The sequence below is a fragment of the Micromonospora sp. NPDC049497 genome (assembly GCF_044465805.1).
Classification (GTDB): Bacteria; Actinomycetota; Actinomycetes; order Mycobacteriales; family Micromonosporaceae; genus Micromonospora.
Genome location: NZ_JBITMC010000008.1, coordinates 185,135 through 211,839, shown reverse-complemented (window position 1 = coordinate 211,839; position 26,705 = coordinate 185,135). Strand labels below are relative to the sequence as shown.

At 72.4% G+C, this 26,705-nt stretch carries 28 protein-coding genes; 10 read left to right on the top strand and 18 right to left on the bottom strand.

Annotation, left to right across the window (positions count from 1 at the left end; all coding sequences use genetic code 11):
* Nucleotides 1-35: 35 nt before the first annotated feature.
* Both ACIBR0_RS14645 and ACIBR0_RS14640 read left to right on the top strand, forming a co-directional pair.
* A complete protein-coding gene (locus ACIBR0_RS14645) occupies nt 36-647 on the top strand; it encodes a LysE family translocator (protein ID WP_357041169.1) in 612 nt (203 codons plus the stop codon).
* Nucleotides 644-1,357, top strand: a complete 714-nt coding sequence (locus ACIBR0_RS14640; protein WP_396715720.1) for a B3/4 domain-containing protein — start codon at nt 644-646, stop codon at nt 1,355-1,357. The genes ACIBR0_RS14645 and ACIBR0_RS14640 overlap by 4 nt, the downstream gene beginning before the upstream one ends.
* A gap of 3 nt (nt 1,358-1,360) precedes the next feature.
* Here the strand turns inward: ACIBR0_RS14640 and ACIBR0_RS14635 are convergent, their stop codons facing one another.
* Both ACIBR0_RS14635 and ACIBR0_RS14630 read right to left on the bottom strand, forming a co-directional pair.
* On the bottom strand, nt 1,361-1,963 hold the full coding sequence (locus tag ACIBR0_RS14635; RefSeq protein WP_396715718.1) for an MBL fold metallo-hydrolase: 603 nt from the start codon (nt 1,961-1,963) through the stop codon (nt 1,361-1,363).
* Between the two features lie 46 nt (nt 1,964-2,009).
* On the bottom strand, nt 2,010-3,539 hold the full coding sequence (locus tag ACIBR0_RS14630; RefSeq protein WP_396715716.1) for a multicopper oxidase family protein: 1,530 nt from the start codon (nt 3,537-3,539) through the stop codon (nt 2,010-2,012).
* A 181-nt stretch (nt 3,540-3,720) separates the two neighbouring features.
* Here ACIBR0_RS14630 and ACIBR0_RS14625 point away from each other — a divergent pair, with 181 nt between their 5' ends.
* On the top strand, nt 3,721-4,146 hold the full coding sequence (locus ACIBR0_RS14625) for an archease (protein ID WP_396715714.1): 426 nt from the start codon (nt 3,721-3,723) through the stop codon (nt 4,144-4,146).
* A gap of 69 nt (nt 4,147-4,215) precedes the next feature.
* Here ACIBR0_RS14625 and ACIBR0_RS14620 read toward each other — a convergent pair whose 3' ends face one another.
* Together ACIBR0_RS14620 and ACIBR0_RS14615 are read right to left on the bottom strand one after the other, a co-directional pair.
* Nucleotides 4,216-5,634: an RtcB family protein gene (locus ACIBR0_RS14620; protein WP_396715712.1), complete on the bottom strand. Its 1,419-nt coding sequence runs from the start codon at nt 5,632-5,634 to the stop codon at nt 4,216-4,218.
* A gap of 129 nt (nt 5,635-5,763) precedes the next feature.
* Complete coding sequence (locus ACIBR0_RS14615; protein WP_396715710.1) at nt 5,764-6,261, bottom strand: hypothetical protein; 498 nt, start codon at nt 6,259-6,261, stop codon at nt 5,764-5,766.
* A 206-nt stretch (nt 6,262-6,467) separates the two neighbouring features.
* Between ACIBR0_RS14615 and ACIBR0_RS14610 the strand changes: the two genes are divergently transcribed.
* Entirely contained in the window at nt 6,468-6,893 is a 426-nt protein-coding gene (locus tag ACIBR0_RS14610; protein WP_396715708.1) for a hypothetical protein, read from the top strand.
* Between the two features lie 5 nt (nt 6,894-6,898).
* Here the strand turns inward: ACIBR0_RS14610 and ACIBR0_RS14605 are convergent, their stop codons facing one another.
* From ACIBR0_RS14605 to ACIBR0_RS14585, 5 genes are read right to left on the bottom strand one after another with little or no spacing between them, the layout of a single operon-like run.
* Nucleotides 6,899-7,768, bottom strand: a complete 870-nt coding sequence (locus tag ACIBR0_RS14605; RefSeq protein ID WP_357042110.1) for a sugar ABC transporter permease — start codon at nt 7,766-7,768, stop codon at nt 6,899-6,901.
* A 38-nt stretch (nt 7,769-7,806) separates the two neighbouring features.
* Nucleotides 7,807-8,856, bottom strand: a complete 1,050-nt coding sequence (locus ACIBR0_RS14600; protein WP_396715706.1) for an ABC transporter ATP-binding protein — start codon at nt 8,854-8,856, stop codon at nt 7,807-7,809.
* Nucleotides 8,853-10,184 (bottom strand): ABC transporter substrate-binding protein, encoded by a 1,332-nt coding sequence (locus tag ACIBR0_RS14595; RefSeq protein WP_396715789.1) that lies wholly within the window; start codon nt 10,182-10,184, stop codon nt 8,853-8,855. The genes ACIBR0_RS14600 and ACIBR0_RS14595 overlap by 4 nt, the downstream gene beginning before the upstream one ends.
* Nucleotides 10,178-11,035, bottom strand: coding sequence for a carbohydrate ABC transporter permease (locus ACIBR0_RS14590; RefSeq protein ID WP_396715704.1), 858 nt, complete (start codon nt 11,033-11,035; stop codon nt 10,178-10,180). The genes ACIBR0_RS14595 and ACIBR0_RS14590 overlap by 7 nt, the downstream gene beginning before the upstream one ends.
* 25 nt (nt 11,036-11,060) lie before the next feature.
* Nucleotides 11,061-13,862, bottom strand: a complete 2,802-nt coding sequence (locus ACIBR0_RS14585; protein ID WP_396715703.1) for an exo-alpha-sialidase — start codon at nt 13,860-13,862, stop codon at nt 11,061-11,063.
* A 168-nt stretch (nt 13,863-14,030) separates the two neighbouring features.
* Between ACIBR0_RS14585 and ACIBR0_RS14580 the strand changes: the two genes are divergently transcribed.
* The 3 genes from ACIBR0_RS14580 (at nt 14,031) to ACIBR0_RS14570 (ending at nt 15,371) form a co-directional block, all read left to right on the top strand.
* On the top strand, nt 14,031-14,540 hold the full coding sequence (locus ACIBR0_RS14580) for an SDR family NAD(P)-dependent oxidoreductase (RefSeq protein WP_396715701.1): 510 nt from the start codon (nt 14,031-14,033) through the stop codon (nt 14,538-14,540).
* Nucleotides 14,471-14,845 (top strand): SDR family oxidoreductase, encoded by a 375-nt coding sequence (locus ACIBR0_RS14575; RefSeq protein ID WP_396715699.1) that lies wholly within the window; start codon nt 14,471-14,473, stop codon nt 14,843-14,845. The genes ACIBR0_RS14580 and ACIBR0_RS14575 overlap by 70 nt, the downstream gene beginning before the upstream one ends.
* A 115-nt stretch (nt 14,846-14,960) precedes the next feature.
* Complete coding sequence (locus ACIBR0_RS14570) at nt 14,961-15,371, top strand: SSI family serine proteinase inhibitor (RefSeq protein WP_396715697.1); 411 nt, start codon at nt 14,961-14,963, stop codon at nt 15,369-15,371.
* Nucleotides 15,372-15,432: 61 nt separating this feature from the next.
* On the opposite strand, the gene ACIBR0_RS14565 is transcribed toward ACIBR0_RS14570, so the two are convergent.
* On the bottom strand, nt 15,433-16,044 hold the full coding sequence (locus ACIBR0_RS14565) for a hypothetical protein (protein ID WP_396715695.1): 612 nt from the start codon (nt 16,042-16,044) through the stop codon (nt 15,433-15,435).
* Nucleotides 16,045-16,217: 173 nt separating this feature from the next.
* On the opposite strand from ACIBR0_RS14565, the gene ACIBR0_RS14560 reads away from it, so the two are divergent.
* The 3 genes from ACIBR0_RS14560 to ACIBR0_RS14550 all read left to right on the top strand — a co-directional run bounded on the left by ACIBR0_RS14560 (nt 16,218) and on the right by ACIBR0_RS14550 (nt 17,740).
* Nucleotides 16,218-17,126, top strand: a complete 909-nt coding sequence (locus ACIBR0_RS14560) for a pentapeptide repeat-containing protein (RefSeq protein ID WP_396715693.1) — start codon at nt 16,218-16,220, stop codon at nt 17,124-17,126.
* Nucleotides 17,127-17,240: 114 nt separating this feature from the next.
* On the top strand, nt 17,241-17,477 hold the full coding sequence (locus tag ACIBR0_RS14555) for a preprotein translocase YidC (protein WP_396715691.1): 237 nt from the start codon (nt 17,241-17,243) through the stop codon (nt 17,475-17,477).
* Nucleotides 17,478-17,515: 38 nt separating this feature from the next.
* Nucleotides 17,516-17,740 carry a hypothetical protein gene (locus tag ACIBR0_RS14550; protein WP_396715689.1) on the top strand — a complete coding sequence of 75 codons (225 nt, stop codon included), beginning with the start codon at nt 17,516-17,518 and terminating at the stop codon, nt 17,738-17,740.
* Between the two features lie 84 nt (nt 17,741-17,824).
* On the opposite strand, the gene ACIBR0_RS14545 is transcribed toward ACIBR0_RS14550, so the two are convergent.
* From ACIBR0_RS14545 to ACIBR0_RS14510, 8 genes are all read right to left on the bottom strand, one after another.
* Complete coding sequence (locus tag ACIBR0_RS14545) at nt 17,825-18,889, bottom strand: ABC transporter ATP-binding protein (protein WP_396715687.1); 1,065 nt, start codon at nt 18,887-18,889, stop codon at nt 17,825-17,827.
* Entirely contained in the window at nt 18,886-19,953 is a 1,068-nt protein-coding gene (locus ACIBR0_RS14540; RefSeq protein ID WP_396715686.1) for an ABC transporter ATP-binding protein, read from the bottom strand. The genes ACIBR0_RS14545 and ACIBR0_RS14540 overlap by 4 nt, the downstream gene beginning before the upstream one ends.
* A 10-nt stretch (nt 19,954-19,963) precedes the next feature.
* Nucleotides 19,964-20,953, bottom strand: coding sequence for an ABC transporter permease (locus tag ACIBR0_RS14535; RefSeq protein WP_396715685.1), 990 nt, complete (start codon nt 20,951-20,953; stop codon nt 19,964-19,966).
* A gap of 63 nt (nt 20,954-21,016) precedes the next feature.
* Nucleotides 21,017-22,768: an ABC transporter substrate-binding protein gene (locus tag ACIBR0_RS14530; RefSeq protein ID WP_396715683.1), complete on the bottom strand. Its 1,752-nt coding sequence runs from the start codon at nt 22,766-22,768 to the stop codon at nt 21,017-21,019.
* A gap of 74 nt (nt 22,769-22,842) precedes the next feature.
* Nucleotides 22,843-23,877, bottom strand: a complete 1,035-nt coding sequence (locus tag ACIBR0_RS14525) for an ABC transporter permease (protein WP_396715681.1) — start codon at nt 23,875-23,877, stop codon at nt 22,843-22,845.
* A gap of 374 nt (nt 23,878-24,251) precedes the next feature.
* A complete protein-coding gene (rnhA, locus tag ACIBR0_RS14520) occupies nt 24,252-24,737 on the bottom strand; it encodes a ribonuclease HI (protein WP_396715679.1) in 486 nt (161 codons plus the stop codon).
* A gap of 70 nt (nt 24,738-24,807) precedes the next feature.
* On the bottom strand, nt 24,808-26,076 hold the full coding sequence (locus tag ACIBR0_RS14515) for a lycopene cyclase family protein (RefSeq protein ID WP_396715677.1): 1,269 nt from the start codon (nt 26,074-26,076) through the stop codon (nt 24,808-24,810).
* An 8-nt stretch (nt 26,077-26,084) separates the two neighbouring features.
* On the bottom strand, nt 26,085-26,621 hold the full coding sequence (locus ACIBR0_RS14510) for a hypothetical protein (RefSeq protein ID WP_396715675.1): 537 nt from the start codon (nt 26,619-26,621) through the stop codon (nt 26,085-26,087).
* Nucleotides 26,622-26,705: the final 84 nt, after the last annotated feature.

The following is a 26,705-nucleotide window of genomic DNA, read 5'->3' as shown; positions in this document are numbered from 1 at the left end:
GTGGGAGGTGACACATCCCGCAGAGGAGAACTCTCGTGACCATCGCCTTCCTGGTGACCACCCTCGTCGTGGTCCTCACCCCCGGTGCCGGGGTGCTCTTCACGCTCTCCGCCGGTCTGACCGGCGGGCCACGGGCCGCCCTGGTCGCCGCGTTCGGCTGCACCGTCGGCATCGTGCCGCACCTGGCCGCGGCGGTGACCGGGCTGGCCGCGCTGCTGCACTCCAGCGCGCTCGCCTTCGGCCTGCTGAAGTACCTCGGCGTCGCGTACCTGCTCTGGCTGGCGGTGGCGACGCTGCGCGACCGGGGATCCCTCACGGTGGCCGACGACGCGCCGCCGGCGCCGGCGGCCCGGGTGATCGGCTCGGCGGTGCTGATGAACCTGCTCAACCCGAAGCTGACCATCTTCTTCTTCGCGTTCCTGCCGCAGTTCGTCCGCTCGGGCGAGCCCGGGGCGGTCTCCGCGATGATCGGGCTCGGCGCGGTGTTCATGCTGGTCAGCCTCGTGATCTTCGCGGTGTACGGCCTCTGCGCGGCGGCCGTACGCCGGCACGTGCTGGACCGGCCGCGGGTCACCGACTGGCTGCGCCGCGGCTTCGCCGGCTCGTTCCTCGCCCTCGGCCTGCTGCTCGCCCGGGCCGAGGCGTGACCACCGAAGGGACCGTCGTGTACCTCCAGCACTCACCCCGGATGTGGGCCGAGCACCCGGACCTCGTCGCCGGCGTCCTGTACGCCGACGGCGTCGACGGCAAGCCCCGCACCGCCCTGCCCCTCGGCGCCCTGCACGACACAGCCCGGGACCGGCTCGCCACCGGCACCGAGGCGACGTTCCCGGAGATCCAGGCGTGGCGGCGCGCCTTCACCCGCACCGGCCTCGCCCCCACCCGGTACCGGTGCGCGGCCGAGTCGCTGCTGCGCCGGCTGCGGACCGCCGGGAGCCTGCCCGAGGTGCACCCCCTGGTCGACCTCGGCAACGCCCTGTCGGTGGCGTCCGCGATCCCGGTCGCGATCATCGACGCGGCGCGGATCGGTGGCGGCCTCGACGTGCGGCACGCCCGGGGCGACGAGCGGTACCTGACCTTCGGCGGCGACGAGGAGCACCCCGACCCGGACGAGGTCATCTTCGCCGACGACCACGGGCGGGCCCACGCCCGCCGCTGGACCAACCGGCAGAGCGGCTGGTCGGCGGTCCGCGACGACACCACACGGATCCTGGTCGTGGCGGAGGCGCTGCACCCGGGCGCCGCCCGGGACGTACCGGTCCTGCTCGACGCCCTGGCGGGAAACCTGGAACGAGGGTGGGGCGTGGCGTCGCGGACGGCGGTCCTCACCGCCGCCACGCCCCGCTTCGAGGTCTGAGCGTCAGGCCGTCTCGTCCACCTCGAGGAACCGGTAGCCGGGCACGGTCTCGCCGAACCAGCCGTTGACGCTGGCCATGCCCCGCTCGTTGAGCTGCGCGTCGTGAATGGGGAACGTCCGGCGCGCGCCGACGGCGGTGGCGAAGCCGATCGCCTCGGTGAGCTTCAGCCAGGACGCCTGCGCGGGCACCAGCAGGGTGTCCACCGGGTGGTCGGGCCGGTGCAGCGAGTCGCCCGGGTGGTAGACGGCATCCGCCACGAGGTAGCCGAGGTTCGCGCAGTCGGGCAGACCGCCGTGGATGGTGGCGTGCCGGCCCCCGACGGCGGTCACCGTCATGCCGGCGGCGGTGAACCGCTGCCCGGCCCGGACCTCGGTCACCGGCAGCGGCACCGGGCCGGGCAGCGTCGCGCCCTCCGGCACGAACACCGGGACGCCGAGGCCGGCCAGCCGCAGCACGTCCACGTGGTCGGTGTGCTCGTGCGTGACCAGCACGGCGTCCGCGCCGGTCAGGGCCCGGGGCTCGCTCCAGGTGCCGGGGTCGATGACGAGGACGCCGCCGTCGTGCTCCAGGCGGACGCAGGAGTGGGTGAACTTGGTGATCAACACCCGCCGACCGTACGCCCGGGACGTCCGTTCCCGCTGCCCCGCGCCGTCAGTCGTGGCCCGCGTGCCCGGTGGGCGGGCGGCCCGGCGCCTGGCCCGGCTCGACCACCACGAACTGGCCCATCATCCCGTTGTCCTCATGCCACAGCAGGTGGCAGTGGTACATGTACGGCACGTTCGGGTCACTGTGGTCGGTGAACCGCAGGGCGATCCGTACCGGCCGGTCCGGCGCGAGGTAAACGGTGTCCTTCCAACCGCCCAGCTCCGGCGGCGGGGCCGCGCCGTCGACCGACAGCACCTGGAACTGCACGTCGTGGACGTGGAAGTTGTGCGGGGTGCCGTCGGTGTTCTCCACCTCCCACACCTCGGTGGTGTCCCGGGTGGCGGCGAAGTCGATCCGGTCCATCCGCATCGAGCGGCCGTTGACGCCCCGGCCCTGGAACTCCAGCCGGCGGGTCACCGCGGCGGTGGCCGGGGCGAGCCGGTCGGAGGGCACCAGTTCGGCGGGCACCTCCGGCGCCGGTGCGAGGGCGCCGGCGGCGCGTAGCTGAAGCACGTCGAAGCGGTCCCGCCCGCCGGCGAAGCGGTCGGCCAGCGCGCCCGCCTCCAGGTCGGGGCCGGTGCTGCGCAGCGTGACCCGCTCCCCGGGCCGGACGGTCACCACGATCTCGGCGCGCTCGCCGGGCGAGAGCCGCACCTGGTTCAGCCGGGCGGTGCGCGGCAGCAGGCCGCCGTCGCTGGCGATCATGTCGAACGGCCGGCCGTCGGAGAGCCCGAACTCGTAGATGCGGGCCGTGGAGGCGTTGAGCAGTCGCAGCCGGACCCGCTCCGTGCGCACGTCGAGGTACGGCCCGACGGTGCCGTTGACCAGGAGTGTGTCGCCCAGCACCCCGATGCTGGAGATCGAGTTCCGGGTCTTGGTGAACTGGCCGCTGCGGGAGAACGCCCGATCCTGCACGATCACCGGCACGTCGTCGACGCCGTAGTCGCGGGGCAGCGGCAGGGCCGCCTCCCGGTCGTCGTCGAGGATGAACATGCCGGCCAGGCCCCGGTAGACGTGCTCCTCGGTCTTCCCGTGCACGTGCGGGTGGTACCAGAGCGTCGCGGCCGGCTGGTTCACCGTCCAGGTCGGCGACCAGGTCGCCCCGGGCCGGACCATCTGGTGCGGGCCGCCGTCCATCCGGGCCGGCAGGTGCATGCCGTGCCAGTGCACGCTGGTCTCCTCGCCCAGCCGGTTCACCACGTTCACCGCCACCTGCTCACCGCGCTTCGCCCGCAGCGTCGGGCCGAGGTAGTCACCGTCGAACCCGGCGGTCCGGGTCATCCGGCCGTCGCCGCGAAAGTCCCGGCGTCCGTCGCGGGCGAGCAGGTCGAACACGCGCCGGCCCTGCCCGTCGATCCGGGAGGGCGCCAGCGGAGGTACGGCGAGCGGGCGCACGAAGTCCACCTCGCCGACGGTGTCGGTGCCGGAGCGGGTGAACGCCCAGGCCCCGGCGGCGACACCGCCGCAGCAGAGCACTCCGACGACGGCGAGCACGCTGAGGAGCAGGCGGACGAGGGGTCGGCGTCGGGTCGCCACGGTGGCACCTCCGGTGGGTCGGTACCTGTAGCCTCCCTTCTTATCCGTCCCGCCGACCAGGCCGGCGGGACGGTTTCCGGGGCCGCTCCGGGATCACCCCGAGCCGCAGCCCCGGGACGTTCTCCGACCGTCTCGGGGGCAGACCGCCCCGCCGGACGGTCTCGTGGCGCATGATCGGGGCATGGCAGGACGACCCGAGCGCGGCCACCGCTGCGTCCCGCACACCGCCGACGTCCGGATCGAGGCGTGGGCGCCCAGCCGGGAGGAGTGCGTGGCCGAGGCGGTCACCGCCCTGGTCGACACCTTCGCCGACACCTCCGGCGCGCGCACTTTCACCGATCGGGAGTACCGCCCGCAGGCCGGTGAGGACGACGAGGACCTGCTGGTCAGCGTCCTCGACGAGGTGATCTTCCGGATGGACACGGCGGGCGAGCTTCCCGTACGCACCGAGGTGGCCGACGAGGACGGCACGGTGGTGCGCTGGCGGACGGCGACCACCGACGACGTGGAGCTGGTCGGGGCGGTGCCGAAGGCGGTCGCCCTGCACGAGCTGCGCTTCGGCCCCGACGGGCCGGGCTGGTCCTGCGCGGTGACCTTCGACGTGTGACCGGCGGTGTAAGGAAGGGCCCCTTGTTAACGCCTGGCGTTAAGAAGGGGCCCTTCCTAACACGCGGTTTCAGCCCTTGACGACGCCGAGCGGCACCAGCCGGGCGATCTTCCGGCACAGGCCGGCGCCCTCCGCCGCCTCGACCACGGCCGACACGTCCTTGTACGCCGCCGGCATCTCCTCGGCCAGGCCGCGCCGGGACGCACCGCGTACCGCGATGTCCTGCGCCTCCAGTTGACCGCGCGGGTCCTGGCCGCGCTCCGCCTTCACCGCCTGCTTGCGGCTCTGCACCCGGCCCGCGCCGTGGCAGGTGGAGGCGAAGGCGGGTGAGCCGGGCACGCCGGTGAGGACGTACGAGGAGGTGCCCATCGAGCCGGGGATCAGCACCGGCTGCCCGACGTCGCGCAGGTCCTCGGGCAGCTCCGGATGGCCGGGCGGCAGCGCGCGGGTGGCCCCCTTGCGGTGCACGCACAGGCTGCGACGGTCCCCGTCCGTGCCGTGGGTCTCGATCTTCGCCAGGTTGTGCGAGATGTCGTAGACCAGGTCGAGGCGGCTGCCGGTCTCCCGCGTGAAGGCCGTCCGGGCGGCGTGCGCCAGCAGTTGCCGGTTGGCGCGGGCGTAGTTGGCGGCGGCGGCCATCGCGCCGAGGTAGGCCCGGCCCTCGTGGGAGTCGACCGGCGCGCAGGCGAGCTGCCGGTCCGGCACCTCGATGCCGTACCGGCGCATCACCTTCTCCATCGTCCGGACGTGGTCGGTGCAGATCTGGTGACCCAGACCCCGGGAACCGGAGTGGACCATCACGCAGACCTGACCGGCGCGCAGCCCGAACGCGGCGGCGACCGGCTCGTCGTACACCTCCGCGACGGCCTGGACCTCCAGGAAGTGGTTGCCGGAGCCGAGGCTGCCGACCTGACCGGCCCCGCGTTCGATCGCCCGGGCGCTGACCTGGGCCGGGTTGGCGTCCGCGACCGCGCCGTAGTCCTCGCAGCGGTGCAGGTCCCGCTCGACGCCGAAGCCGCGCTCGACGGCGTAGCGCGAGCCGCCGCGCAGCACCCCGTCCAGCTCGTCAGACCCCGTGAGGTGCCACACCGCGCCCCGGCCCATGCCGCGCGGGATCGCCGCGCCGAGCGCGTCCATCAGACCGTCGAGCCGGGTCCCGAGGTCGGCCCGGTCGAGGTCGGCGGCGAGCAACCGCACGCCGCACGAGATGTCGAAGCCGACCCCGCCCGGGGAGACCACGCCGCCCCGTGCCACGTCGGTGGCGGCCACGCCGCCGATCGGGAAGCCGTAACCCCAGTGCACGTCCGGCATGGCGTACGACGCGTCGACGATGCCCGGCAGGGTGGCGACGTTCGCGACCTGTTCCAGTGACTTGTCGGCTCCGGCGTCGGGCAGCAACGACTCCGACGCGAAGACCACCCCCGGTACGCGCATCGGGTCGTGCCGGTCGATCCGGAACCGGTACGGCGACTCCTCGACCAGCTCCATCCGCCCCGCCTACCCGGCCAGCTGCCCGTTACACCAGCCCTCCGGCGGCACCCCATGATCGTCTACGGTCCCGCTGTCACACCGTCGGCGTGTCGGACAGCCCGGACGTGGACGATCACGTGCAGCCGGTCAGGCCGGCTCGACCCGGGCGACGGCGACGGTCTGGGCCAGGTCACGGTCGGCGCAGGCGGGCGGCAGCGGTGCCACGGCCCCCCGCACGGTGACCCGGCTGCCGGGGCGCAGGGTGGCCGCCGCGTCCCCGGTCAGCGCCCACCGTCGCTCGCCGACCAGCAGCATGGTGCAGTCCCCGACCCGCTCCACGGTCCCGGTGAGGGTGCGCTCCCCGAACGGCAGCGGACCGGGCACCTCACCCCCGCCCGGCTGGGGCGGGGCCGGCGGTCCCACCGAGCCGGCCGGCGGCGACGCCGGGACGGGAGCCGAACCCGTACCGGCCGGCGGCGACGGCACGACCGACCCCGTACCGGCCGGGGGCGACGGCACGGCCGGCCCGGATCCGGCGGGCGGCGGGGAGCCGCCGGGCTGCGCCCGCGGGTCGTCGGTGGTGGAGCAGGCGGTCAGCCAACAGAGCAGGCCGAGGGCGGTCAGCAGGACCGGTATGCGACGCATGGCACGACACCTCCGTCATCCTCCGACGGGCCGGATCTCGTGCCGGTTCCGTCACGACAGTCTCTCCCACACTCTCTCCTGAGGCAGCACGGCGACCCGGGCCACGAGTCAGGCATTGACATCGGCACCGGAAGGTTGGACGTTGCAGCGGTGTGAGTTCGTGACTTGTCCGGAAGAGGGCCACCATGCCAGTTTCGCCGGCCGCCATGACCGTCCGGCGGTCGCTCGCCCGGGGCGGCGTCGTCCTCACGGCGCTCGCGATCGCGTATGTCGCCGGTGTCCTGCCCGCGCCCGCTGGAGTGACCGTTGACCACTGCTACGTCACCTACGACAGGTTGGAGAGGCAACACAGCCGGTGCGTGGGGCACTGGACCCGGGCGGCCTTCGACTTCTCAGGTCCCGTCCACGATGTCGAGCTCGGCACCTCCTGGCATGCACTCGCGGGGCCGGACGACAACTACGAATGGGAGGTGGAGGTCCCCGAAACAGCCCGTCGGCACGACGGCCTCACGGTTCTGACGCACGGATGGGTCGTTCCGCCGTTCGCCCAGGCACTGCTGACGGCGTGCGCTGGGGCGGTTCTCGGCGGCCTCTGCTGGATGGCCACGACGCGGCTGCGACGACGCGGCTGACCCCGCTACAGGCGGTAGAACGAACGGTAGCGGCGGAAGAGCCGCCACTGCACGACCACCGCCGCCGCGGTCAGCAGGATCATCACGAGTGTCGCCGCCGCCGCATAGCCGTAGCGCAGGTACTCGAAACCGGTCTGGTAGACGAACAGCGACAGGTAGGTGGTGGAGTACGGCGGCGGCCCGCCGTCGGTCACCACGAACGCCGGCACGAACGTGAAGTGCAGGCTCGCCACGACGTCGCGGACGGCGAGCAGGGCCAGCACCGGCGCCATCAGGGGCAGGGTGACCCGGCGGAACACGTCCCAGCCGGTGGCGTCCTCCAAAGCGGCCATCTCGTAGACGTCCCGGGGCAGCGACCGCCGGGCCGCGAGCAGCACCACGAAGGTCTCCCCCATGGTGAACAGGCTCATCAGAATGATGGCGGCGCGGGCGTCGGTCGGGTCGGTCAACCACTGCGGCGGGGTGCGGCCCAGCGCGGTCAGGCCGTTCTCGCCCCCGGTGCGCAGCATCTGGTTGATCGGCCCGTACAGCGGGTTGAACAGCCAGAGCCACAGCAGGCCGTACGCGATCTCCGGGACCGCCGTGGGCAGCAGCGCCGCGCTGCGCGCACTGCCCACGCCGAGGGCACGGCGGTGCAGCAGCAGGGCCAGGCCGAGCGCGAGGAGCACCCGCAACGGTACGGCGATCAGCGCGAAGACCAGCGAGTTGACCAGGGCGACCCGGAAGATCGGGTCGTCGGCGAGCGCGGTGAGGTTGTCCAGGCCCACCCAGGTCGGCGGGCGCAGCAGGTCGTAGGAGGTGAACGCCAGCGCGAGCGTGACCAGCGCCGGCAGCAGAACCAGCCCGACCAGACCCACCAGGTACGGCGCCAGCATCAGCGCCAACTGCCGGCGGGAACGGGTGTCCGGCCTCGTCACGGGTTGTACCGGAGGCCGGAGTCGGCGTGGAACACGTGCGTGTCCGCCCAGCGCACGCCCACGCGTACCGCCGCTGCCCGCTCGGGGCGCCGGGCGGCCGGCACCCGGGCGACCACCGGGTGCCCGCCGGCGAGGGTGACGTACGCGTAGGCGTCCTCGCCGACCACCTCCACCCGGTCGACGGTCGCCACCGCTCCCCCGGCGGCGTCCAGGGAGACCGCCTCCGGCCGGAACCCGATCTCCCACCGGCCGGCATCGGTGACGAGCGCACCGGGCGGCCCGTCACCGGTGGGGCGCACCGGGCCGTCGGCGGGCAGCAGGTTCATCGCCGGGGATCCGACGAAGCCGGCGACGAAACGGGTCGCCGGGGTGCGCCAGATCTCGTCCGGGGTGCCGACCTGCTCGACGCGCCCGTCACGGAGCACCGCGATCCGGTCGGCGAGCACCAGCGCCTCGGTCTGGTCGTGGGTGACGTGCACCATCGTGGCGCCCAACCGGTCGTGCAGGGCGCGCAGTTCGGCGCGCATCTCCACCCGCAGCGCCAGGTCCAGGTTGGACAGCGGCTCGTCGAGGAGGAAGACGTCCGGCTCCCGGACCAGCGCCCGGGCCAGCGCCACCCGCTGCCGCTCGCCGCCGGAGAGCTGCCCCGGCCGACGGTCGAGCAGGGCGGCGCAGCCGACGGACTCGGCCGCCGTCCGGGCCCGCTCCCGGGCGACCGCGCGGCGGACGTCGCGCACCTCCAGGCCGAAGGCGATGTTCTCGGCAACGGTCAGGTGCGGGAACAGGGCGTACGACTGGAAGACCATCGACACGTTGCGCAGGCCGGGACGCCGGTCGGTCACGTCCCGGCCGGCGATGTGGACGCGGCCGGCGGTGACCGGTTCCAGACCGGCCACCACCCGCAGCACCGTCGACTTGCCCGCGCCGGAGGGGCCGAGGACGACCAGCAGTTCCCCCCGGCCGACGGTGAGGTCCACCTCGTGCAGCACGGTCGTACCGCGGTAGGCGGCCGAGACGCCGTCGAGGATCAGGCCGGCTCCGGTCACCCCTGCTCGCCCCGGGCGAACAGTGGTCGGGTCTGCTGGTCGAGATCCCGGATGACGTCGTCGAGCTTGTCGCCCCGGTGCATCGCGTTCTCCAGGATGCCGTAGGCGACGTCCTCGATCTCCGGCCAGGTGGAGACGGTCGGCAGCGCCCGCACGGTGGGGATCGCGTCGAGGAAGACCTTCGCGCTGCGCGGCGGCTGCGACGGACCGAGGAACGCCGACGACTGCGAGACGCCGATGTGCGACGGCACGGTACGACCGGTCGCCGCGATGATCTTCTGCCCCTCCTCGCCGATGGCGTACTCCAGGAACCGCCAGGCGGCGTCCTTGTTCTTCGAACCGCGCGTCATGCAGTACGCGTCGGAGTGCAGCACGCCCACCGACTTCTGGTAGACCGGCAGCGGCGCGACGTCCCACTCGAAGTCGGTGATGGTGCGGAAGTTGGTGGTGGCCCGCCGCGACGTCATCAACATGGCGAGGCGACCGTTGGCGAACCGGGACTCGTCGTCCTCGGCCTCCACCTCCTCGTCGGTCGGCACCACCCCGTACGCCTGCCGCAGGTCGACCAGGTTCTTCAGCGCCTCCCGGGCGGCCGGAGTGTCCAGGGTCAGCCGGGTCGGCTTGTCGGGGTCGTCGACGATCTCGCCGCCGTTGGACCAGACGAATGGCGCCAGCCGGATGATCGACGGCTCGACGCCGAGGCCGTGCACGACCGGGCGCTGTGCGGCGCCCTCGCTCTCGGTGCCCTTGATCACCAGACCGCGGGAGTCGCGGGTCATCGCCGTCGCGGTACCGACCAGGTCGTTCCAGGTCCACCCGGCCTTCGGCTCGGGCACGCCGTGCTTCTGGAAGAGGCTGCGGTTGTAGTACACCGCCAGGCTGGACACGTTCTGCGGCAGGCACAGCTGCCTGCCACCCCACCGGAAGGCGTCCATCGCCACCGGGTAGTACGCGGCCGGGTCGATCGCCTCCGAGGCGGCGATCCGCCCGTCCAGCGGCTCGACGACGCCCTTCGCCGCGAACTGGCCGTAGAACCGGTAGTTCATCAGGAACAGGTCCGGCGGGGCACCACCGGCGACCGACGTGGCCAACCGGGCGAGCAGGTCCTTGCGGTCGCTGGCCTCGATCAGCTGCACGTCGGACCCGGGACGGGCCTTGGCGTACGCGTCGAGCAGCGTACGGTACGCGGCCAGTTCCTCCGGCGCGCCGAAGACCAGCAGCTTGACCGGGCCGCCCCGCTCGGAGGAGGAGTCGTCGCCGGACCCGCAGCCGGTCAGCACCAGCAGGGCGGACAGCAGCAGGGCGAGCAGCGCCTTGGGTCTCACGATCGTCCCCTCGGATCGTCGTCGTGGTGCAGGAAGCGCCGCTGGGCGAGCACGAACACGAGCAGCGCCGGCACCGTCGCGACGACCGCGCCGGCCAGGAAGACCGGGAAGTTCGTCGGGTCCAGCACCGACAGCGAACGCAGCGCCAGCGGAAGGGTGAACAGGTCGCGGTCGTAGACGTAGATCAGCGGATCGAGGAAGTTCGACCAGGTCAGCACGAAGGTGAGCGCCGTCAGCGCGGCGGTGACCGGGCGGACCAGCGGGAGCGCCACGCGCCACCACGTACGCATCGGCGACAGGTCCTCCACCAGGCAGGCGTCGTAGAGATCCGCCGGCAACGCCCGGAAGGCCAGGTAGTAGACCAGGACGTAGAGCGGCGAGGTGCCCAGCAACGCCGGGGCGATCAAGGGCACCAGCGTATCGGTCAGCCCCAGCGCGCGGAAGATCGCGAAGCGGGGAACCAGCAGCGCGGTGGCCGGAACCATCAGGGCGACCAGGGTCGCCGTGACCACGGCCGCGGTGGTGCGTGGGGCGACCCGGGCCAGCGCGAAGCCCGCGAGCGAGGCGACCAGCACGCTCAGCGGCACTGCGACGACCGCCACCAGCACCGAGTTGAGCGAGGCGCGCAGCAGACCGCCCAGCTCCACGGCCTGCGTGTAGCCGGTGGTCGACACCGGGTCGGGCACGAGCTGCGGCGTCGGCGACGGCGGCAGGCCGGGCTCGGTGAACGAACCGGACACCAGCAGCAGCAGCGGTGGGACGAAGACGAGGAGGACGAAGGCCGCGCCGAGCGTACGCCAGATCCGGCCGGCCGCCTCGGGCAGCGGTGGGGGGCCGCTCGCGCGGCCCCCCACCCGGTTGATGCCGATCGTGTTCCGCCTAGCTCAGCTTCAGCTGCCAGGCGCCGAGACCGTGCGAGGCGGCGTACAGGACCCGCTTGCCCGGCACGATGGTCAGCCCGGCGACCTCGACGTTCGGCATGCCGCCGGCCGCCTTGACCCAGCTCGTCGAGCCCTTGGCCAGCCGCAGCACACCGAAGTCGGTGGACGCGTACAGGTCACCGGTGACGTCGTCGCGGACCAGGTCCGTAATCGGCTGGTCGCCGAAGTCGTACGACCGGTCGGTCCACGTCGCCGCCGCACCGTCCACCTTCACCTCGAACGCGTGGCCCTGGGTGGCCGGGGTGTTCGAGTTGAAGCCGCTGTAGGACACCCACGACCGGCTCGGGTCGGCCGGGTCGATGTGGATGCTCGTGACGAAGCGGTTCGGCGTCGTGGCGTTGTCGATCCGCGTCCACGTCACCGACGAGGCGGGCTCGGCGTCGACGTTGCGGGTGACGAAGACCCGGCCGGTGCTGGTCGCCGCGTACGCGGTGGACGAGTCGGAGTCGACCCGCTGGACCACCGAGACCGCGCCGCCGGCCCGGTCACCCCACGCGGCGTCGGTGAGCCGGGTGGTGCCCAGCTCCGCCCAGTCACCGCACTGCGCCTCGAAGGTGCCGGTCCAGCTGTTGCAGATCCGGTTGGCCTCCTCCATGCTGCGGTCGCCCAGGCCGAAGGTCTTCGTGCGGTAGACCGTCCGGCCGGTGCCGGCGAACATCGTGCCGCTGACCTTCGGGTCGCTGATCACCGGGGCGTAGAACAGGGTGCCCGCCTGACCGAAGACACCCTCGTAGACCGAGATCCAACTGCCGATGTCACCGTTGTTGAAGTTCACCTCGGGGGTGGCGTCGTAGAACGTGTGGAACCGGAACTCCGGCTTGGCGACGTCGAAGCCGGACGCGCCGCCGTCACCGATCATGGTGTTGACCCAGCGCTTGCGCTGGCCCTTGTTCTCCCAGGTGCCGTTGTCCTGCGTGCCGCCCTGGAGCAGGTTCACGTCGTGCGGGCTGACCGACAGGCTGATGAACTGCAGCGTCGTCATGCCCTTGTTGACGCCCTCCAGCTTCGAGGGGATCTTCGAGAGCATCTGCTGGCAGCGGGCCTTCCGGGCCGGGCCGGTGGTGCCGGTGAAGTTGCGGGCCGGGTTGTCGCACCAGGCGGAGCGGTCCACGAACTGGCCGCTGGAGCGCATGATGCCGCCGTCGTTGGCCTCGAAGAACTGGAACGGGTTGCGCGGGTTGGTGACCAAGGCGTGCTGGTCGGGGTGCAGACCGTTCGGGTGCAGCTCGTCGGTGCCGTCGAAGGTCATGTCGGTGCCGCTGACCCCCGCGTCGGTGGAGAGGACGACCGCCCGCTTGTGGGCGACGGTCTCGCCGTAGACGTACGAGCCACCGGTGTAGACGACGTCCGGGTGCCCGGGCGGGGTGTGGACGAACACGTCGTACCAGCACTGGCCGGTGCACTGGTTGTAGGTGGCGAAGCCCGTGTCGGCCGGGTTGGAGCTGGTCAGGTCGGCGAACGCCGGGGTGCCGGCGGCCACGTCGTCGCTCCGGAACAGCCGCGAGTACGGGTTGCCGATGTTGCCCTCGTAGACGTACATCCGGGTCTTGCCGTTCGGCAGCGCGGTCACGTCGATCGCCGCCCGGGTCTGGAACACGGCCGGGTTGAGCGACGCCTTGATCTGCGTCCACGTGGCGCCGGCGTCCGCCGAGCGCCAGACGCCCCGGGCGTACGAGGAGGCGTAGACGATGTTCGAGTTCTTCGGGTCGAGCTTGACGTAGCGCACGCCGCGCGGGGAGCAGTCGGCGGTGTTGTTGTACTCGGCGGCGCTGCCGGTGCAGTCGGCCGCGTTGGCCGAGCCGTTGTGGATGAACGTCCAGTTCTTTCCACCGTCGGTGGTCTTGTACAGACCCCACTTTTCCGCGTCCGGCACCGGTCGGGTGACGCCCGTGCAGCAGGAGCTGGACATGCCGCGCAGTGCGGTGGTCGTCGCGACGTAGATGGTCTTCGGGTCGCCCGGCTTGATGGTGATCTCGCCGAGGCCCTTGCCGGACAGGACGTCCTTGCCGAGAGGGCTGGACCAGGTCAGGCCCCCGTTGGTGGACTTGTAGAGGCCGACGCCGGCGACGCAGCCGGAGCCGCAGGTGTTGGCCTCACCGGTGCCGACGTAGATGGTCAGGCCGGTCCTGTCGTTGCGGTCGATCTTCACCGAACCGGCGGCGTTGATGCCGAGCGGGCCACCGAGGTAGAACCACCGGGGCTCGGCGGCAAGGATGTTCAGGGTGCCCCAGACGCCACCGCCGGCCGGCGTGGCGTACGCCCGGCACAGCAGCTGGGAGCAGTCCGGGCTGATGTCCAGCGAGGTGACCCTGCCGCCCGCGACGTACTCGTTGGGCACGTAGTTGAAGGCGTTGCGGTACTCGGTGAACGGGTAGAGCGCCTCGCTCGGGCCGACGTTGGTCCAGCTGCTGGCGCCCCGGAACCGCTTCTCGGCGGACGCGTACGCCGCCTTCGACCGGTCGACCTGGGCGATGCTGATGGTGTCGGCGGGGTAGGCCCGCTCCAGGAACTCCTGCTGGGCGGCACTGCCGGGGCCGTCCGGCGCCATGCCGTCGCTGCCCGGCACCGCCTGGCGCAACCGTTCGAGGTGCGCGCCGGTGGCGCTCGGCAGCTCGCCGTCACCGACGGCGGCCGCGGCCGGCGCCTCGACGCCGGTGAAGTGGATGCCGGCGGCACCCGTGGTCGCCACGAGGGCGGCGACCGCTAGTCCTGCGAGTAGATGGCGACTTCTGCGCTTCACGAGGGTCCTCCCGGGAACGCGTCACCACAGCGCGGTGTCCCGGATTGGCGACCGTCGCTGGCAGCGTCCAAGCAGGAGGATGTCAGAGGGCAAACAACCGGCACAATCCTCTGCGTCGATTTGTGTTCACACATGGTTGCAATCGCATATGACGGGTAGTGCCTGCCCATGCCAGCGCACCATGAGGACTACCCACGGACCGCCATCGTCACCGGCGCGGATTCCGGCATCGGCAAGGCCTGTGCCGTGGCACTCGCCGAGGCCGGCTTCGACATCGGCATCACCTGGTACGGCGACCCGGACGGAGCGGAACGGACCGCCGCCGAGGTGCGCGGCGGCGGCCGGCGCTGCGAGGTCGCCGAACTGGACCTGACCCGGCTGCCGGAGGCCGCCGCCGTGGTCGACGACCTCGCCGACCGGCTCGGCGGCGTCGGCGTGCTGGTGAACAACGCCGGCACCGGCGCCTCGGCGCCGTTCGTCGACACCACCTGGGAGCAGTGGCGGGAGGTGCTCGCCGTCGACCTGGACGGGCCGTTCCTCTGCGCGCAGCGGGTCGCCCGCCGGATGCGACGGCCGGTCGGGGCGGACGGATCATCACCATCACCAGCGTGCACGAGCACGCCCCACGGGTGGGCTCGGCCGCGTACTGCGCCGCCAAGGGCGGTCTGGGGCTGCTGACCAAGGTGATGGCGCAGGAGCTGGCCGCCGACGGGATCACCGTCAACGCGGTCGCCCCCGGGGAGATCTCCACCCCGATGACGGGGCAGGAGGACGTCGACCCGTTCACCCAGTCACGGCCGGGCGTACCGGTGGGTCGTCCCGGCGACGCGCGGGAGGTCGCCGCGGTGGTCGCCCTGCTCGCCTCGCCCGCCGCCGCCTACGTCACCGGGGCCTCCTGGCCGGTCGACGGCGGCATGCTGCTGATGGGACCCCAGGCCGCGGCGCTGCCCGACGACTCGTGGCGGCAGGCCGAGTCGACGTAACAGTCGGTCACGAAATGGGTTCACAGTGTCCACCTAGGGTGGTCGTCGGCGCGGTCGCACGAACGGCCGGGCCGACGATCGGCCCCCACCCGGGGCCCCGACGGAAGGACACACCATGCCCTTCGCCCAGCGGATCGCCGCGCTCTCGACGGCTTCCCTCCTCGCCACCGGCGTGCTCACCGGCGCGGTCGCTCCCCCGGCCGCCCACGCCTCCACCGCGACCCCCACCACCGTCCTGCTGCTGAGCGTCGAACCGCACGTCGACGGCGCTCCCCGGGTCGCCACGCTGCGCTGCGAGCCGGCCGGCGGCCGCCACCCGTACGCCGCCACGGCGTGCCAGAACGTGGCCGCCGTCGACGGGGACCTCGCCGCGCTGGAGGTCGACCAGGGCCCGTGCACCCTGGAGTACGCCCCGGTCACCGTCCGGGCCCTCGGTTGGTGGCGGGACCGCCCGGTGTCGTACGTCGAGACCTTCGGCAACCGCTGCCACCTGCTCCGCGAGACCGGCACGCTGTTCGCCTTCTGATCCGCGTCGCGCGGCGCCCGCTCCCCCGGGCGCCGCGCGGCGAGCCGGCCCCGGCGTGCCGTCAGCGCCGCAGTGACACCGACCGGTGGTTGATGTACGCGAACTGCGCGCCGAAGACCGCGAGCGCGACCACCACGCCGACGGCGACCGCCAGGGTGGCGGAGTCCGCGGCCATCGCGGTGAGCAGTGTGACGCCGAGCCCCACCAGCAGGGCGTTGACCGCGCCGACCAGCGCCGCGGTGGTCAGCAGGAGCTGCGTCCTGCCCGGGCGGGACCCGACGGCCGCCCAGGCGGCCTCCATGGTGGTGCCCTCCCCCATCACGGCGTCGGCGAAGAAGTCGTGCTCGCCGGCGAACCGCCGGTGGTAGTAGGCGCGGATGCTCTGGATCCGCCTCAGGTCCAGCGAGTTCTCCACCATCGTCTGGACGAGCCGGAGGTAGGTCAGCAGCCCGGTCACGATGAGGGTGGGCAGCACCGCCCCGAGGAAGGGCTTGAGCAGGTCGCCGCTGCTGGACACGAAGCCGAGGCCGATCAGCGCGGCCGAGAGCATCGACAGGAAGATCGTGGCCCGGCCGGTCGACTCCGCGACCGTCACGCCGCGCGAGGTCTGCAGGACGAAGTGTTCGGTGGTCAGCGCGGTGAGCAGGGCCTGCTCGCGCTCGCTGTCGTCCACGCCGCACCTCCGACCGCCCCCGGACACCGTCACCATACGAGTACGCCCGCCCGCACCGTGGTGAACCGCACGAATGCCACCCCCGACGACCGCAGCCGCCGGACGCAGGCCGGAGAATGGCGAGGTCGGCGACCCGCGGGGGCGGGTCCGGAGCGTCAGGAGAAACGGTCAGCGTGTCGGAGAGCGCCACACCCTCCCCCGGTGACCTGCGAGCCGACTGCTCCCGGTGCTTCGGGCTCTGCTGCGTCGCGCCGGCCTTCTCCGCCTCGGCGGACTTCGCTCTCGACAAGCCCGCCGGGCAGCCGTGCCCGAACCTGCGACCGGACTCCCGCTGCGGCATCCACGGCGAGTTGCGCGAGCGGGGCTTCCCCGGCTGCACCGTCTTCGACTGCTTCGGCGCCGGGCAGCGGGTCGCCCAGGTGACCTTCGGCGGGCGGGACTGGCGCGACGCCCCGGCGACCGCCCGCCGGATGTTCGACACGTTCGCCGTGGTCCGGCCCCTGCACGAGCTGCTCTGGTACCTCACCGAGGCGCTGTCCCTGCGCCCGCCGCCGGAGCTGCGCGCCGAGCTGTCCGCCGCGCTCGCCGAGACCGAGCGGCTGGCCGGCGGCGACCCGGAGTCGCTGCGCACGCTGGACGTCGACGCGTACCGGGGGCGGGTGAACCCGCTTCTGGCGCGCGCCGGCGACCGCGCGCGGGAACGCGGCGGCCGACCGGGGGTGGACCGGCGCGGCGCCGCGCTCCTCGGCGCCGACCTGCGGCGGGTGGACCTGCGCGGGGCGAACCTGCGCGGCGCGCTGCTGATCGGCGCGGACCTGCGCGGCGTCGACCTGGGCCGGGCCGACCTCACCGGCGCCGACCTGCGGGGCGCGGACCTGCGTGGGGCGGACCTGTCGACGGCCCTGTTCCTGCACCAGTCGCAGCTCGACGCGGCGCGGGGCGACCGGCACACCGTGCTGCCGCGCACGCTCACCCGCCCGGCGCACTGGACGGCCCTGGCGCTGACGCCGGTCCGGCGCTCCCCGGGCGCCCCCGGCGGCCGTCGCGGCGGCCCGCGGCGGAGTGGATCCCGGTCGACCTGACCGGCCGGGACGGCCGACGCGCCGGTCGGGCACCCGGGCTTGTCACGTTTCGCCACCGACACGTCGGGTAGGCGGCCGGCGGTAACGGGCACGGCCGGCGACGGGAGGCACGGCGTGGGATACCGAGCGCGCGACGGCGAGCTGCCGGTCGATCCGGAGCACGCCGAGGACGAGGCCGGCCAGGCCCGACTGGTCCAGGTCGAGGCGGACACCGAGGTACCCGCGCCGGAGGGCGCCCCCGGTCGACCCGACGTGGTCACCGAGGACGACGGCTCCGGGGTCGCCGGCGGATCGTCGGGCGGCAGCGGCGGGGGTTCCAGCATGCCGGGGCACCCGGACGCGACCCGCTGACCTCGTTTGCGATCACCCGAGCGGGGCAGGAGTGCGTCATGACCGATGAGAAGCGTTTCGACCTGGCCGACACCGACGAGCCGGACGGCGCCACCGCCATGGAGGCGTCGCTGCGACCACCGGGCGAGTCGCTGCACACCACCGACGACACCGGCGACGACTTCGCCGACGAGCCCGCCGAGGACCGGCGGTCCGCCCGCGAGGTCAGCCGCGCCGGGTACGACGTGGACGAGGTGTCCGGCACGGTGGACCCCAACCGCTGACGAGGCGGGCAGGTGGGCCTCCGACACCGTCGGGCGGCCCCCTGCCACGGTCGGGACCCGCTGTCGCCCGTGGGCGGCAGGGCCTCATCCACCGCCGAGCACGGCTCGCCCCGGGGCGGCACCCACCTCCGGCGCGGCGACCTCCGCCGGCTCCCCGGTGGTCAGGGGTCCGGTTTCGGGGAAGTGGCAGGCGGTGGCCTGGTGTCCGCCGTCGCGGGGGGTCAGGGTGGGCTCGTCGGTGGCGCAGATGTCGCGGGCTTTCCAGCAGCGGGTGCGGAAGCGGCAGCCCGTGGGTGGGTCCAGGGGTGTGGGGACGTCGCCGGTGAGTCGGATCCGTCCGGCGGGGCCGAGGCGGGTGACGTCGGGGATCGCTGACAGCAGTGCCCGGGTGTAGGGGTGCTGCGGGCGGTGGTAGATGTCGTCGCGGTCGCCGATCTCCACGATCCGTCCCAGGTACATGACCGCCACCCGGTGGCAGAAGTGCCGGACCACGGCCAGGTCGTGGGCGATGAACACGAACGCCAGCCCGAGGTCGCGTTGCAGGTCGCGCAGCAGGTTGACCACCTGCGCCTGGATGGAGACGTCCAACGCCGAGACGGGTTCGTCGGCCACGATCAGCTTCGGACGCAGCGCCAGGGCGCGGGCGATCCCGATGCGTTGCCGTTGACCGCCGGAGAACTCGTGCGGATACCGGTTGTAGTGCTCCGGGTTCAACCCGACCAGCTCCAACAGTTCCTGCACCCGCTTGCGGACCCCGCCGGGTGGAGTGATCCCGTTGACCTGCAACGGCATCGCCACGATCCGCCCGACGGTGTGCCGCGGGTTCAACGACGCGTACGGGTCCTGGAAGATGATCTGCAGGTCCTGCCGCAACGGCCGCAACTCCCGCCGCCCCGCGCGCGTGATGTCCCGCCCGGCGAACTCGATACTGCCCGCCGTCGGCTCCAGCAACCGCACCAGCATCCGACCCGTGGTCGTCTTCCCACAACCGGACTCCCCCACCAGACCCAACGTCTGCCCGGCCCGCACCTCGAAGTCCACCCCGTCGACCGCCCGCACCAGACCGGCACGACCGAAACCCTCCCGCACCGGGAAATGCTTGCTCAACCCCCGCACCCGCAGCAGCGGCTCGCCGGTCTCGGCGCTCATCGGGCCACCCCCACCCGGGCGACGTCCTCGGCGTACAGGCGGGTCCGCTCGTCGGCCGGCAGGTGACAGGCCACCAGGTGGCCGGGCGCCCCGGCCGGGCGCAACTCGGGGACCTCGGTGCGGGACAGGGCCCCGTTGCGGTCGGCGTAGCGGCACCGCGGATGGAACGCACACCCCGACGGCAGATCAATCAGGCTCGGGGGGTTACCCGCGATCGGCACCAGATCCGCGTCCGCGTCACCGTGCAACGACGGCACGCTGGACAACAGGCCCCACGTGTACGGATGCTGCGGCCGCCGCAACACCTGCTCCACACTCCCGGACTCGACCGCCCGCCCCCCGTACATCACCAACATGTCATCGGCCACCTGCGACACCACACCCAGATCGTGCGTGATCAAAATGATCGCCGACCCGAACTCCGCCTGCAGATCCGCCAACAAATCCAAAATCTGCGCCTGCACCGTCACATCCAACGCCGTGGTCGGCTCATCAGCGATCACCAGATCCGGATCATTCACCAACGCCATCGCGATCATCGCCCGCTGCCGCATCCCACCCGAAAACTCATGCGGATACTGATCAAAACGCCGGGCAGGCTGCGGAATCCCCACCCGACCCAACATGTCCACCGCACGCTGCCGCGCCTCACGACGACCCGCCCCCGGATGATGCACCCGATACGCCTCCGCGATCTGCCGCCCCACCGAGTAGTACGGATGCAACGCCGACAACGGATCCTGAAAAATCATCGCCACATCCCGACCCCGCAGCCGGCGCACCTCCTCCTCCGGCAACGTCACGACGTCGCGACCGGCGAGCAGGATCCGCCCGGACAGCCGGGTCCGACGTGGATCGTGCAGGCCGAGGATCGCCAGCGAGGTCACACTCTTGCCGGACCCGGACTCCCCGACGATCCCCAACGTCCGGCCCTGCTCCACGTCGAAGGAGAGCCCGTCGACGGCGCGGACCACGCCGTCGGAGGTGTCGAAGCGCACCCGCAGGTCCTCCACCCGCAGGTACGGCCCGGACCGGCCCGCCACGGGCACCGCAGTGTCGGTCATCTGTCCTCCCTCAGCTCAGCCGCACGCGCGGGTCGATGACCGCGTACAGCAGGTCGACGACGATGTTGGCGACCACGATGAAGATCGCCGCGAGGAGCACGGTGGCCATCACCACCGGCAGGTTCAGGAACTGCACGGCCTCGACCGTGGCCTTGCCCAGTCCCTGGAGACCGAAGATGGTCTCGGTGATGAAGGTGCCACCGAGCGCGGTGCCGATGTCGAGCCCCGCGATGGTCACGATCGGGGTGATCGCGGCCCGGAGCGCGTGCCGGCCGTACACCTGGCGCGGTGGCAGGCCCTTGGCCCGGGCCGTACGCACGAAGTCCTCGGAGAGGGTCTCCAGCATCTGCGCCCGGGACAGGCGGGCGTAGAGCGCCGAGTTCAGGAAGCCCAGGGTCAACCAGGGCAGCAGCAGGCCGAGGGCCCACCGGCCCGGATGCTCGGTGAACGGGGTGTAGCTGGGGAACGGCAGCAGGCCGGTGGCGTAGACGAGGACGTAGAGCAGGATGAGGCCGAAGAAGTACACCTGCATCGACGCGCCGGCGAGGCTGACGCCGATGGCGAACCGGTCGAAGACCGTCCCCCGGCGCAACGCCGACACCATGCCCAGGGAGACGCCGAGCAGGATCCAGACGGTGGCGGCACCGAGGACGATGCTGATCGTGACCGGGGCGCGCTGGGTGACGATCTCGGTGACCGGCTGGTCGTTGCGGAACGAGTAGCCGAGGCACGGGGCCGGGCACTCGCGCCGGAAGTCCCCCGACCCGAAGGTGCGTCCCGCCGCGATCCCCCGGACGAACGCGACGTACTGCTCGGGCAGGGGGTCGCGGATGCCCAGCCGCTCCTCGACCTGGGCGATGTCCTCGGCGGTGCAGTTCTTGCCGCACATCACCTTGGCCGGACTGCTGGGCACCGCGAAGAACAGCCCGAACGTGACCAGGCTGATGACGGCGAGGGTGACGACCGCGACCAGCAGCCGTCGGACGATGAAGCGAAGCATGTGTCGCACCTCCTTCGAGCGACTCCGGCGGGGAGCGGACCGGGCCGCTCCCCGCCGGAGGCGTCACTCCTTGACGTGGATGGTGTTGACCTGGAGGTTGCCGAAGGCGTCGCTGAGGAAGGCGTTGCCGATCTTCGAGCCGTGCATGACGTACGCCGCGTCGTAGTAGAGCGGCACGACCGGCGCGAGGTCCCGCATGATGCGCTCGTCGAGCGCCATCCACGCCGCGTCCTGCTCCGCCGCCGGCAGCTTCTGCACCCGGTCGACCTCGGCGCTGATGGTGGGGTCGTTCAGGTACGAGAGGTTGTTGTTGCCCTCGGGGCCGATCTGGCGGCCGTCGTAGAGCGGCGGGACGACCGTCGAACCGGTCGGCCAGTCCGCGCCCCAACCGCCGAGGTACAGGTCGTACGGGTTGTTCTTGCGGCCGATCTCGTCGTAGTAGCTCGACGATTCCAGCGACTTCATCGTGATCTTGAAGCCGCGCTCGGTGAGGCTCTTGCGGATGGCCTCGGCCTGCTGGGTGCGCAGCTCGGTGTTGGCGTGGGCGAGCACCAGTTCCGGCGTCTTCCCGCCGAGCAGTTCCGCGGCCTTGGCGGCGTCACCGGTGACCGGGGCGTTGAAGACGTCGTACTTCTTCCAGCCGGCGGTGGTGGGCGACATCAGGGTGGTCGCCGGGCTGCCGGCGGCCTGGCCGCCGATGGCCTTGAGCGCCGCGTCCTTGTCGACCGCGTAGTTCAGCGCGCGGCGGACGTTGAGGTCGGTGACCCGCTGCGTGTTGATGTTGAGCACCCACGTGTACTGGGTCGGGCCGTTGACCACCCGCTCGGCCGCCGGGCCGGAGGTGGTCCGGGGCAGCACGGCCGGAGGCACGTCGGTCCAGGTGATGGCCGTCTGGTCGGCCGGGGCGTCGGCGACCAGACGCTCGGCGATCTGCGCCGCCTCCAGGCCGAACGTGATCCGGAAACCGTCCGGGTACGCGGTGCGCAGCGGGTCGGTGGCCGGGTCCCAGTGCGGGTTGCGCTCCAGTTCCAGTGCCACGTCCCGCTGGTACGACTTGACGCGGTACGGGCCCGACGAGAAGGGCCGCAGGTCGTAGTTGCCCTTCGTGTCCTTGGCTCCGGGGACCGGCGAGGTGGTGGGCATCGCCGCGGCGTACGGCATGTCGCAGTGCGGCTCGGCGAAGGTGAACCGGATGGTCTTGTCGTCCGGGGTCTCCACGCCGTCCGGAGCCGGCTTGCCCCCGTCGTACGGTCCCTTGTAGGTGGCGTTGTAGGCGCCGCCCGGGTAGAGCCACTGCTGGATGTAGTGCGGGCCCTCGTTGAGGTTCGGCGCGAAGGAGCGGGCCACGCCGTACGCGATGTCCTTCGTGGTGACGGGCGAGCCGTCCTCGTACTTCAGGCCGTCGCGGAGGGTGAACTCCCAGACCTTGCAGTCGCCGTTGACGTCCTTGCCGGGATCCCGGGCGAGGTCGCCGACGAGGAGCAGCTGCCCGGTGCCGTTCTCCTTGTAACCGGTGAGCGACCGGTAGATCAGGCCGCCGGTGAGCTGCTGGACGCTGACGTAGTTGCGGGCCGGGTCGAGGTGCTCGAAGTCGAAGTCGCGCAGGACGGTGACGACACCGCCCTTCCTCGCCCCGTCGACGGCCGCCGCCGGGGCCTGGTTGTCACCGGCCTCGTACGAGATCGACCCGGTCTGGGTCTTGACCTCGCGATCGCCCTCGGCGGACCCGCCGCCGTCGGTGGTCCTCGTGCAGCCGGCGGCGACGAGCGCCACGGACAGGAAACCGACCGACAGTGTCCGAATTCTTGTGTGCACGGTGCATCTCCCTTCCGCCCGGGCGCGCGCCGTCCCCGGCCCCGCGCGCGGGCATCAACGGTGGGTGTTCGCGGTTACCGGGTCGACCGCGGGTCGAGGGCGTCGCGGAGCGCGTCGCCGAAGAGGTTGAACGCCAGCACGAGGACGAAGATCGTCAGGCCGGGGAACAGGGTGTAGTACGGGTCGCTGGCCACGTAGCCGATGCTGTTGTAGATCATCCGGCCCAGGTCCGGGGTGGGTTCGGTGACGCCGATGTTGACGAATGCCAGCGCGGCCTCGACGGCGATGAACTGGGGGACGTTCAGCGACAGCGTGACGAGGATGGGTGCCCAGATGTTCGGCAGGAGTTGGCGTACGAGCAGGTGTCCGGTCCCCGCGCCGGCGGCCCGGGCGGCATCGACGAACTCCCGCTCCCGCAGCGAGATCACCTGCCCACGCACCAGGCGCGCGGTGTAGGTCCAGCTGAAGAGGCCGAAGGTGGCGACGATGAGGGCGATCCGGAAGCTCGGCGGCGGTGCCTCGCGGGCGGTGAAGAAGCGGTCCTCGACGATCGGGATGACCGCCAGCGCGAAGATGAGGAACGGAAATGCGAGCGTCACGTCGATGAGCCAGCTGACGGCGCTGTCCAGCCAGCCGCGCGCATAACCGGCGACGATGCCGACGGCCACGCCGATCACCGAGGCCAGCACCGCCGAGACGAACGCGATGAACAGGGACGTACGGAGTCCGTAGACCAGTTGCATGAGAATGTCGCGGCCACTGCCGGGCTCCAGGCCGAGAAGATGGTCGGAACTGATTCCGCCGGCGTAACCGATCGGCATGCCGAAATCGTTGAGCTGGTCGACGAACTTGTCGGTCGGATCCATTCCGGTCAGCCATTCCAACGCCGGCGCGGCGAGGGCGACACAGATGGCCACGACCAGTGTCACGGCGCTCGCCGACGCCGTCCGGTCACGCTTGAGCCGCAGCCAGGCGAGTTGGCCGGGCGACCGGCCGACGATTTCCCGCCGCCGGTGGAGGGGGATCGCGTCGACCGGTGAATTCACCTCGGCCATCGGATCAAGTGATTCGCCGGCGAGGTTCAGGGCGGGGTGGGACGTGTCGCTCATCGCGGCCCCCTTCGTCGGAGGAACTGCTTTCCAGCCCGACGGTAAGGGACCGTGAGGGGGGCGAAGGAATCGTTCGGATAACGACCGGATCGGTTGTCGACGATCGACAACGGTTCGGCTACGCGAAAGGCTCTTTGCGGTAACGGCCCGAATCGGTTGTCATCCGTTCGGACATCCGGTCGCGTGGTGGAACGCGGAGGACGCCGATGCGGTTGTCATCCGTCCGGCCGTTTCCCGCGTCGGGACGAGGTCGTCTGTGGACAACGGGGGCTCGGCTCGTCGATCCGGTGTCTGCCCGCTGATCGGTGACGGCCCAGCGGTGCACGACCGGGCGTGTCGGACAGCTGAGCCGTCACCGATCGAGGGGCTGATCTTCAGTGAGGGCGGCCGGCGGGCAGCGCCGCGGCGCGGGCCTCGGTCATCCCGCGGTTCGCGAGCGCGTCGGCGCGCTCGTTCTCCGGGTGGCCGTTGTGCCCCTTGACCCACAGCCACGTCACCTCGTGGCGGGCGCACGCCGCCTCCAGCCGCTGCCACAGGTCGGCGTTCTTGACCGGCTGCTTCGCCGCCGTCCGCCAGCCGTTGCGCTTCCACGAGGCCAGCCAACCGGTGATGCCGTTGCGCACGTAGGTGCTGTCGGTGTGCAGCTCCACGGTCACCGGGCGGGTCAGGCTCTCCAGCGCGCGGATGGCGGCCATCAGCTCCATCCGGTTGTTGGTGGTGGGCGTCGCCTCTCCCCCGCACAGTTCGCGTTCGTGGCTGCCGTAGCGCAGCACCACGCCCCACCCGCCCGGCCCGGGGTTGCCGCTGCACGCGCCGTCGGTCCAGATCTGCACGAGCCGTCCGGCCGCCGCGTCCACCATGTCGGCAACCTACCGAATGTCCGCGCGCGCCCCGGAACCGGCACCGTGCTCCGGGCCCGAGGTGGCCTCCTCAGCCGTCGGCGGGGCTCCGGTCGCCGACCACCGCCGGCGGGACCGTCCACGTCGTCCCGCGGCGGGTCGGGTCGACCCGGTCCCGCAGCCGTCCGGCGGCGTCGCCCAGGGTGGCCGCGAGCATCGGCACGAGCCGCGTCGTGTTCATCAGCGCCACCTCCTCCGCCGGGGTGGTCGTGCCGTCGAGGAAACGCAGCACCCGGGACGCGGGGTTGCGATCGAAGAGCCGGTCGAAGAACTCCGGGCCGCCGACGCCGCCACGGTCCAGCGCCCGCAGCGCGACCGCGTCCATCCAGCGGTGCCGCCGGGGGTACGCGGGCGCGGGAACCGGGGGCCGACCGGCGGCCAGCGCGCGGGCCACCTGCTCGGCCTGGCGGTGCATCGCGGAGAAGGTGAAGCCGGTGGAGGGCCGGGTGGCGCCGCCGGCCGTGCCGAGGCGGACCACTCGGGGCGAGGGCCGGGGGTCGAAGGGCGCGTCGGTCATCGGGATGACCCCGTTCTCCACCTCCCGCACCCGCAGCCGGGACGGATCCAGCCCCAGCAGGTCGCGGTAGCCGGCGAGCGCCGCGTCGTACCCGGCGTCGGTCAGCAGGGAGGGGGTGAACTCGGTGTACTCCACCAGGGCGTACCGGTCGCTCACGGGCAGGACGTAGCCGAACGACACGCCCCGGGCCGGCTGCGGGGTGCGGAAGTCCATGAGAATCGCCCGGCTCGGGTCGAACAGCGGCCCGTCCGCCTCCAGCCACCAACCCCGGAAGTGCTGCAACCAGTTGGTCCGGCCGGCCCGACGGGGCGGCCGGGGGCGGGAGTCCAGCACCCAGGAGGCCCGCACCACCGGCCCGCCGTCGCCGGTCCGCACGGTCACCCGGTCGCCGTCGTCGTCGAGCACGTCGGCCGGGGCGCCGATCCGGGTCACGCCGAGGCGGCGTTCGGCCTCGGCAGCCCGGTCGTAGACCGGGCCCGAGCGCAGCATGGCGTACCGCAGCGGGGTGAGGTCGAGGACGCGGCGCCGCTCGGGCGTCGCCACCTCGACCTGCTGCCAGCTCGCCGCCAGCACCGGGTCGAGGTCGTTGCCGGGGTGGTCCCAGAACGCCCAGGTGCGGTCCTGGCCGCGCCGGTGGACCGGGTCCACCACGGCGATCCGCAGGCCCCCGACGTCGTGCCGGTCGAGGGCGGCCAGGACCAGCGACGCGGCGCCGCCCCCGCCCACCAGGGCGAGGTCGACGTCGACCGGAGCGGAGCTGTGCACGCCACCACGCTGCCACACCGGACGGCTCAGGTGACGGCCGGCTCCTCGGCGCGCTCCGGCGCGGGGTCGGCGTAGGCGCGCGCGACGGTGGCCCGGTCGAACACCCGCCAGGTGGCGGCGGCGACGGCGACCGCCACGACGAACCCGACCCAGTACGGCGCGGTGAGCCCGTAGGTGGTCGCGACGATCCCGCCGAGCAGCGCGCCGACGCAGTTGCCGCCGGCGGCGAGGAACAGGGTGGTGCTGCCGACCCTCCCGAGCAGCGCCGGCGGGGTGAGCCGCTGGCGCAGCGAGCTGAACACGATGCCCCACAGGGCGCCGTGCACGCCGAACGTGAACAGCGCCACCCCGATGACGACCGCGCTGGTGGACGCGGCCAGCGCCAGGTGCAGAACGGCCTCGATCACCAGGCCGATCCGGACGGTCCAGGTGGCGGTGACCGCGGCGATCATGCGGTCGCCGAGCAGGGAGCCGACCAGCCCGCCGACGGCCATGCAGGTGAAGAGCAGGCCGTACCCGACCGAGCCGAGCCCGAGTCGCTCCTGGGCGAGCAGCACCAGCATCGCCGAACCGCCCGCCCAGCCGTGTCTCTGTCCGCCCCGTCACAGCGCGTGAACCTACCAGCGGGACCGGGCCACGAGCCGCCG